This window comes from Streptomyces sp. NPDC029216, assembly GCF_040648015.1.
Lineage (GTDB): Bacteria > Actinomycetota > Actinomycetes > Streptomycetales > Streptomycetaceae > Streptomyces.
The window spans coordinates 1-7,023 of sequence record NZ_JBEZWL010000236.1 but is presented as its reverse complement, the minus strand read 5'-3'; the positions used below and the strand labels follow the sequence as shown (position 1 = coordinate 7,023).

Sequence of the window (7,023 nt, the reverse complement as noted above, 5' to 3'; positions counted from 1 at the left end):
GTACTGCAGGGGGGACCCTGTGGGAGAGTAGGACGCCGCCGAACAATCATTGTGGGAAAGCCCCGCACCTTCTGGTGCGGGGCTTTTCTGCGTTTTCAGCCGTTTACCCGAACCGGCCTGCCGTGAACGCGCACCGGACACTCGTATGGTGGGCTGATGGTCTACCAGCTGGTCATCTTCGACAACGACGGCGTCCTCGTGGACAGTGAGCCGATCTCCAACACGATCCTCTCCGCGTACCTGACGGAGCTCGGCCATCCCACCACGTACGAGGACTCCCTGCGCGACTACATGGGGTCCGCCGTGCACCGGGTGCACGACCTCGTCCAGGAGCGGACCGGGCAGCGGCTGCCGGAGGACTTCGAACGGGTCCTGCACGAGCGGGTCTTCGCCGCCTTCGAGCAGGAACTGCGGCCGGTGCCCGGGGTGGTCGAAGTGCTCGGCGAGCTGTCCGCGGTCGGAATGCCCTACTGCGTGGCCTCGTCCTCCAGCCACGAGCGGATCCGGGTCGGGCACCGGGTGTCCGGGCTCGACGAGTGGTTCGAGGAGGAGTGGATCTTCAGCGCCGAGGACGTCGGCCGGGGCAAGCCGGCGCCGGACCTGTTCCTGCACGCCGCCGACATGATGGGCGTCCACCCCTCGCAATGCGTCGTCATCGAGGACAGCCCGCTCGGCGTCGAGGCCGCCCGGGCCGCCGGCATGGACGTGCTCGGGTTCACCTCCATGGTCCCCGCGTCGAAGCTCACCGGGGCCACCGCCTGTTTCGGAGAGATGAAGGAGCTGTCCGCCCTGCTCGGATTGGGTGCGTGACCTCTCTACCCACGGGTAGGCGCGGGGCCTACGCTGTGCCGCCATGACAGATGACGTGCGGCTGCGGCGGGGCCGCGGCGCCCTCGGGTTCAGCTTCTTCGCGCAAGGGGTCGCCTTCGCCCTGCTCGTGACCCGCATCCCGGCCATCCAGGACCAGTACGGGATATCCGACGGGCTGCTGCCCGCCTTCCTCGCGGCCGTGCCCGTCCTCGCCGGGGTCTCCAGCGTCGCCACCGAGCACCTGGTGAAGCGGGTCCCGCCGAGCGCGGTCCTGCGGTGGGCGCAGCCCGTCGTACTGCTGGCCCTGCTCGGGGTCGGGGCCGGCAGCAGGATGTGGCACGTTGCCGTGGCCCTGGGGGTGTTCGGGCTGGCGGTCGGGGCGCTGGACGCCTCGATGAACATGCTCGGCGTCAGCCTCCAGCGGGCCTACGGGCGCTCCATCATGCTCGGGTTCCACGCCGCGTACAGCCTCGGCGGGATCATCGGGGCCTCGGCGGCCTGGGCGGGGGCGCACTGGCACCTGTCGCTGTTCACCGGGTACCTGCCGGCCGTGGCGGTGGTGCTGCCGCTGGCGTTGGCGGGGAGCCGGTACTACGTCGACACGAAGGCGGGGGCCGGGGAGGCCGCGGAAGGGTGGCCGGCGCGGGGCGGGCGGCTGCTGCTGCCGCTGTGCCTGGTGATGGCGTGCGCGTACATCGGGGACTCGACGGTGGCGAACTGGAGTGCCAAGTACCTCCAGGACGTGCTGGGGAGTTCGGAGCAGCTGGCGACCGTGCCGTACAACGTGTACATGGTGACCACGCTCGTCGGCCGGGCCGTGGGTGACCTCGGGGTGCGGCGGTTCGGGGCGGCGGCCGTGGTGCGGTGCGGGGCCGTGGTGGCCGCCGGCGGGTTCGCGGTCGTGGCGGCGGCGCCCGGGGCGTGGATAGGGATGCTCGGGTTCACGCTGCTGGGGATCGGGCTGTGCGTGATCGTGCCGCAGACCTTCGCGGCGGCGGGGCGGCTGTTCCCGAACGCCTCCGATACGGCGGTGGCGCGGCTGAACATCTTCAACTACGTGGGGTTCCTGGTCGGTTCGCCGCTCGTCGGCGGGATCGGGGACGCCTGGAACTACCGGGGCGCCATGCTGGTGCCGATGGCGCTGGTCCTCGTCACGCTGGTCCACGCCCGCTCGTTCGGCTCTGTCGACCGGGCCCGATACGGTGTCGGGCATGAGCGGCGAGCCGGTGACCGGGCTGTTGATGTGGGACGAGGCGGTAACGAGGTATGACTTCGGACCGAGCCATCCGATGGACCCGGTGCGCCTGGCGCTGACCATGGGCCTGGTGCGTGCCTTCGGGCTGGACCGGGAGATGGAGGTACGGGCGGCCCGCGCGGCCGGGGACTCGACGCTGCGGCTGGTGCACCGCGAGGACTACGTCGCGGCGGTGCGGGAGGTGTCGGCGGACCCGGGGGTGGCCGACGGCTCGTACGGGCTGGGGACGGTGGACGATCCGGCGTTCCACGGGATGCACGAGGCGTCCGCGCTGATCGCCGGCCAGTCGGTGGCGGGGGCGGAGGCCGTGTGGCGGGGGGAGGCCGGGCACGCGGTGAACTTCGCGGGCGGGCTGCACCACGCCATGCCGGGCGGGGCGGCCGGGTTCTGCGTGTACAACGACGCGGCGCTGGCGATCGCCCGGCTGCTGGAGCTGGGGGCCGAGCGGGTCGCGTACGTGGACGTGGACGTGCACCACGGGGACGGGGTGCAGGCGGCGTTCTGGGACGACCCCCGGGTGCTGACGGTGTCGCTGCACGAGCACCCGCGGACGCTGTTCCCGCAGACGGGCTGGCCGGAGGAGACGGGCGGTCCGGCCGCGGAGGGGAGCGCGGTGAACGTGGCGCTGCCCGCCGGGACCGGGGACGAGGGGTGGCTGCGGGCGTTCCACGCGACGGTGCCCGAGCTGCTGGCGGACTTCCGGCCGCAGGTGCTGGTGACCCAGCACGGGGCGGACACGCACTTCGAGGACCCGCTGGCCCATCTGGCGGTGTCGCTGGACGCGCAGCGGGCGGTGCAGGAGGCCTGTCACGCGCTCGCGCACGAGTACGCGGACGGGCGCTGGCTGGCGCTGGGCGGCGGCGGGTACGCGGTGGTGGACGTCGTACCGCGGTCGTGGACGCACCTGGTGGGGATCGCCGCGCACCGGCCGGTGGACCCGCTGGCGATGGTGCCGCAGGCGTGGCGGGACGAGGTGTACGCGCGGACGCGGCAGCCCGGGCCGGCGCGGATGACGGACGGGCGGACGGTCGGCTGGCGGGACTGGGACGCGGGCTACGATCCGGCGGACCGTACGGATCAGGCCGTTCTGGCGACGCGGCGGGCGGTGTTCCCGCTGCGCGGGATGCTGGTGTGACGCCTGGTCGGCGGGTGGCGTGGTTACGCCAACGGTGGGGCGGTTGGGCGGAATTGATGAACCGACAGGTGTGGTGCGGCAGCATCGGAGGGTGTTGAGCGAGGGCGCGCTGCGCGCGCATCTGCTGGCCGCCCGGTTGGCCGGGCCCGTCGCCACCACGCGGGAGGAGAGCCTGCGCAGCTACCGGCTGTTCGCGGCGCGGGATCCGCGGGTGTTGCTGGGGCTCGATCCGGACGGCCGGTGGGACGAGGGTGCGCTGCTGGGGCTGATGGCGGAGCGGTGCGGGGTGTCGGCGGACCCGTCGCACGTCAGCGGGCCGGACGTGATCGATCCGGGGCGGACGGTGGCGGCGCTGGAGGGGTTCGCGGAGCGGCTGCGGGTGGCGGCCGGGGCGCGGTCGCCGGTGCTGTTCGGCACGGGGCACCCGCATCGGCTGCTGGGTTTCTACGCCGCTTTGGCGGGGGCTCTGTCGGCGGCGGGCTGTGTTGTCCTCACCCCGGCGCAGGGGGTCCATGTCGACATGACGACCCGGTTCGGCGTACGCACGCACCGGATCGATTACGTACGGGGAGTCGCACTGGTGCGGGAACCCGGCGCGCGGGCGGCCGGGAGTGCCACCGGCGTGCACACCCATTCGCCGCTCCCGGTTCGGGTCGCGCTCGGGGCGCTGGCGTGCTCCCGGGAGCCGCTGCCGGAACTGGTGGTGGGGGATCACGGGTGGGTCTGCGGTGCAGGTCAGCTGGGTGTGGAGGCGATCGGGCTGGCCGATACGGATGATCCGGCGCTGTTCGTGGGGGAGGCCGAGGGGCGGGTGGCGGTGGTGGTTCCGCTTGATGACGCGGTGCGTTCGGCCTCCTATGGGCCGCTCACGCGGTTCGTGTTGCAGCGCGCCGGGCTGCCGGTGCGTCAGGAGTGGCCGTAGCTCCTCTTCCCCAGCCGTATCACGCGCCCCTACTCTGGGGAGTGAGCGTGCGACGACGAGGAGTAACCGGAGGGGAAGCCGGTGCCCGTCATGCGCGGAAGGTCAAGGTGGGTGTCATGGCTGCTGGCGAGAGGCCTCTCAGTGAGGTTCAGTTCCTGACCGTGGCGGAGGTCGCCTCGGTGATGCGAGTGTCGAAGATGACCGTGTACCGGCTGGTGCACAACGGTCATCTGCCCGCGATCCGGGTGGGCCGGTCCTTCCGGGTCCCCGAAAACGCGGTCCACGAGTACCTCCGGGAGTCCTACGTGGGGGTGGAATCGGCCTGAGGGTGAGACCCCGGCAACACCTGCGGAAGCCTCGGATTACAAGCTCAGAGCTCGGGCGGGTAGGCTAGGCCGACGTAGGTCGTGTGGGCCCAGACGCCCCGCACCGAGTGAAGAGAAGTGAGCGAGGGTAGTCGTGGGCTCTGTTATCAAGAAGCGGCGCAAGCGGATGGCTAAGAAGAAGCACCGCAAGCTGCTCAAGCGCACCCGCGTCCAGCGTCGTAACAAGAAGTAAACGGCAGCTGTACGTGTTCTCCGCAGCCCCTCCACCATCCTGGTGGAGGGGCTGCGGTGCAGCCGGGGTACTTCTTCGAGGGAGGCGCTGAGCTCGTGGGGAAGGTCGTGCTCGTCACCGGGGCTGCCCGGCAGCTGGGGGGCCGCTTCGTGCGCCGCATCCAGCGCGACCCGGAGGTGGAGCGGGTCATCGCGGTCGATGCCGTGCCCCCGCCGCACCGGCTCGGCTCGGCCGAGTTCGTGCACGCGGACATCAGACAGTCGGCGATCGCCAGGGTGCTCGCCGAGCACGCGGTGGACACGGTGGTCCATCTGGCGGTCACCGGAGGCGCCCCGGGGGCGCCGGGCGGGCGCAGCGCCGTCAAGGAGACCAACGTCATCGGGACGATGCAGCTGCTGGGCGCCTGTCAGAAGTCGCCGACCGTACGCCGGCTCGTGGTGAAGTCGAGCACCAGCGTGTACGGGGGCACGGCGCGGGATCCCGCCGTCTTCACCGAGACCACGCAGCCGAAGTCGCTGCCGTCGGCCGGGTTCGCGAAGGAGGCGTCCGAGGTCGAGGGGTACGTACGGGGCTTCGCGCGCCGGCGGCCGGACGTGGCGGTGTGCGTGCTGCGCTTCGCGAACATCCTGGGGCCGTTCGCGGACTCGGCGCTGGCGGAGTACTTCTCGATGCCGGTGGTGCCGACGGTCCTCGGTTACGACCCGCGGCTCCAGTTCGTCCACGAGGACGACGTGGTGGAGGTGCTGCGGCTGGCGGCGGGGGAGCCGCGGCGGGGGACGCTGAACAGCGGGACGTTCAACATCGCGGGGGACGGGGTGCTGCTGCTGTCGCAGTGCGCGCGGCGGCTGGGCCGGCCGGCGGTGCCGCTGCTGCTGCCCGCGGTGACGTGGGTGGGTCAGGCGCTGCGGGCGGTCGGGGTGACGGACTTCTCGCCGGAGCAGATCCGGCTGCTGACGCACGGGCGGGTCGTGGAGACCACGCAGATGCGGGAGGTGCTGGGATTCCGGCCGGGGTACACGACGGCGGAGACCTTCGCGGACTTCGCGCGGAGCCGGGGGAACGGGCTGCTGCCGCCGGAGCGGGTGGGGCGGGCCGTGGACCGGGTGGCGGGGCTGTTGAACGTGGACGAGAGAGTGGAGCGGTAGTGGCGGACGCCAAGGTCATTCCGTTCGGTGAGGACCGGCCGCGCCGGCGCGGCGGCGGCGCGCGCAAGGCGCGGGCGGTGGACGCGGTGGCGGCTCCCGCGCAGCCCCCGGTGACGGGTGGGCGGGATCCGGGGCAGGAGGCCGGGCCGGTGGAGCTGGTGGCGCCCGTGGAGGCGCCGGCGGGCCGCCGGGCGGGTGCGGGTGACTGGGACCGGCGGATCGCGGGCGGGCTGGCGTTCCTGCGGCGGCGGATCACGGGCGAGTACGAGGTCGACGAGTTCGGCTATGACAAGGAGCTGACGGACCAGGTCCTGATGTCCCTGATGCGGCCCCTGTTCGAGAAGTACTTCCGGGTGGAGGTCAAGGGCGTCGAGAACATCCCGAAGGAGGGTGGGGCGCTGATCGTGGCGAACCACTCGGGGACGCTTCCGCTGGACGGGCTGATGCTCCAGGTGGCGGTGCACGACCACCATCCGGCGGAGCGTCATCTGCGGCTGCTGGCGGCGGACCTGGTGTTCATGCTGCCGGGGGTCAACGAGCTGGCGCGCAAGGCCGGTCACACGCTGGCGTGCGCGGAGGACGCGCAGCGGCTGCTGGAGGCCGGGGAGCTCGTCGGGGTGATGCCGGAGGGCTTCAAGGGAATAGGGAAGCCGTTCGGTGAGCGGTACAAGCTCCAGCGGTTCGGGCGGGGCGGGTTCGTCTCGACGGCGCTGAGGGCGGGGACGCCGATCGTGCCGTGTTCGATCGTGGGGGCGGAGGAGATCTACCCCATGGTCGCCAACGCGAAGACGCTGGCGCGGCTGCTGGGGCTGCCGTACTTCCCGATCACGCCGACGTTCCCGTGGCTGGGGCCGTTGGGGGCGGTGCCGCTGCCGACGAAGTGGACGATCCAGTTCGGGGAGCCGATTCCGACGGACGGGTATGCGGCGGAGGCGGCGGAGGATCCGATGCTGATGTTCAACCTGACGGATGAGGTGCGGGAGCGGATTCAGCACACGCTGTACAAGTTGCTCGTGCAGCGGCGGTCCGTGTTCTTCTGACCGTGCGTGTCCTGGGGGCTCCGCCCCCAGACCCCACGCCTCAAACGCCGGCGGGGCTGGATCTTCCAGCCCCGCCGGCGTTCGTGTGTGGCTACTCGGCGTCCTCCGCCTGGATGCCCAGGCCCGGGAGCAGGTTCGGGGGGAGGGGCGGGAGGGTG

Annotated in this window: 8 protein-coding genes; all 8 read left to right on the top strand. The window is 72.0% G+C overall.

The window, feature by feature from the left end:
- Positions 1-156: 156 nt before the first annotated feature.
- The 8 genes from AB0F18_RS37815 (at position 157) to AB0F18_RS37780 (ending at position 6,865) form a co-directional block, all read left to right on the top strand.
- On the top strand, positions 157-810 hold the full coding sequence (locus AB0F18_RS37815) for an HAD family hydrolase (RefSeq protein WP_362069651.1): 654 nt from the start codon (positions 157-159) through the stop codon (positions 808-810).
- A 43-nt stretch (positions 811-853) separates the two neighbouring features.
- Positions 854-2,080 carry an MFS transporter gene (locus tag AB0F18_RS37810; RefSeq protein ID WP_362069648.1) on the top strand — a complete coding sequence of 409 codons (1,227 nt, stop codon included), beginning with the start codon at positions 854-856 and terminating at the stop codon, positions 2,078-2,080.
- On the top strand, positions 2,052-3,200 hold the full coding sequence (locus tag AB0F18_RS37805; RefSeq protein WP_362069654.1) for an acetoin utilization protein AcuC: 1,149 nt from the start codon (positions 2,052-2,054) through the stop codon (positions 3,198-3,200). Before AB0F18_RS37810 ends, AB0F18_RS37805 begins: the two co-directional genes overlap by 29 nt.
- Before the next feature lie 91 nt (positions 3,201-3,291).
- Positions 3,292-4,122, top strand: a complete 831-nt coding sequence (locus AB0F18_RS37800; protein WP_362069645.1) for a phosphatase — start codon at positions 3,292-3,294, stop codon at positions 4,120-4,122.
- A gap of 116 nt (positions 4,123-4,238) precedes the next feature.
- On the top strand, positions 4,239-4,448 hold the full coding sequence (locus AB0F18_RS37795) for a helix-turn-helix domain-containing protein (protein WP_008738568.1): 210 nt from the start codon (positions 4,239-4,241) through the stop codon (positions 4,446-4,448).
- Between the two features lie 133 nt (positions 4,449-4,581).
- A complete protein-coding gene (locus tag AB0F18_RS37790) occupies positions 4,582-4,680 on the top strand; it encodes an AURKAIP1/COX24 domain-containing protein (protein ID WP_003948845.1) in 99 nt (32 codons plus the stop codon).
- A 95-nt stretch (positions 4,681-4,775) separates the two neighbouring features.
- Positions 4,776-5,825: an NAD-dependent epimerase/dehydratase family protein gene (locus AB0F18_RS37785; RefSeq protein WP_362069642.1), complete on the top strand. Its 1,050-nt coding sequence runs from the start codon at positions 4,776-4,778 to the stop codon at positions 5,823-5,825.
- Positions 5,825-6,865, top strand: coding sequence for a lysophospholipid acyltransferase family protein (locus AB0F18_RS37780; RefSeq protein WP_362069639.1), 1,041 nt, complete (start codon positions 5,825-5,827; stop codon positions 6,863-6,865). Before AB0F18_RS37785 ends, AB0F18_RS37780 begins: the two co-directional genes overlap by 1 nt.
- Positions 6,866-7,023: the final 158 nt, after the last annotated feature.

Bases quoted from the DNA above. Each gene is read 5' to 3' on its own strand.
- AB0F18_RS37815 (WP_362069651.1), top strand. From the start codon at position 157: ATGGTCTACCAGCTGGTCATCTTCGACAACGACGGCGTCCTCGTGGAC.
- AB0F18_RS37810 (WP_362069648.1), top strand. From the start codon at position 854: ATGACAGATGACGTGCGGCTGCGGCGGGGCCGCGGCGCCCTCGGGTTC.
- AB0F18_RS37805 (WP_362069654.1), top strand. From the start codon at position 2,052: ATGTGGGACGAGGCGGTAACGAGGTATGACTTCGGACCGAGCCATCCG.
- AB0F18_RS37795 (WP_008738568.1), top strand. From the start codon at position 4,239: ATGGCTGCTGGCGAGAGGCCTCTCAGTGAGGTTCAGTTCCTGACCGTG.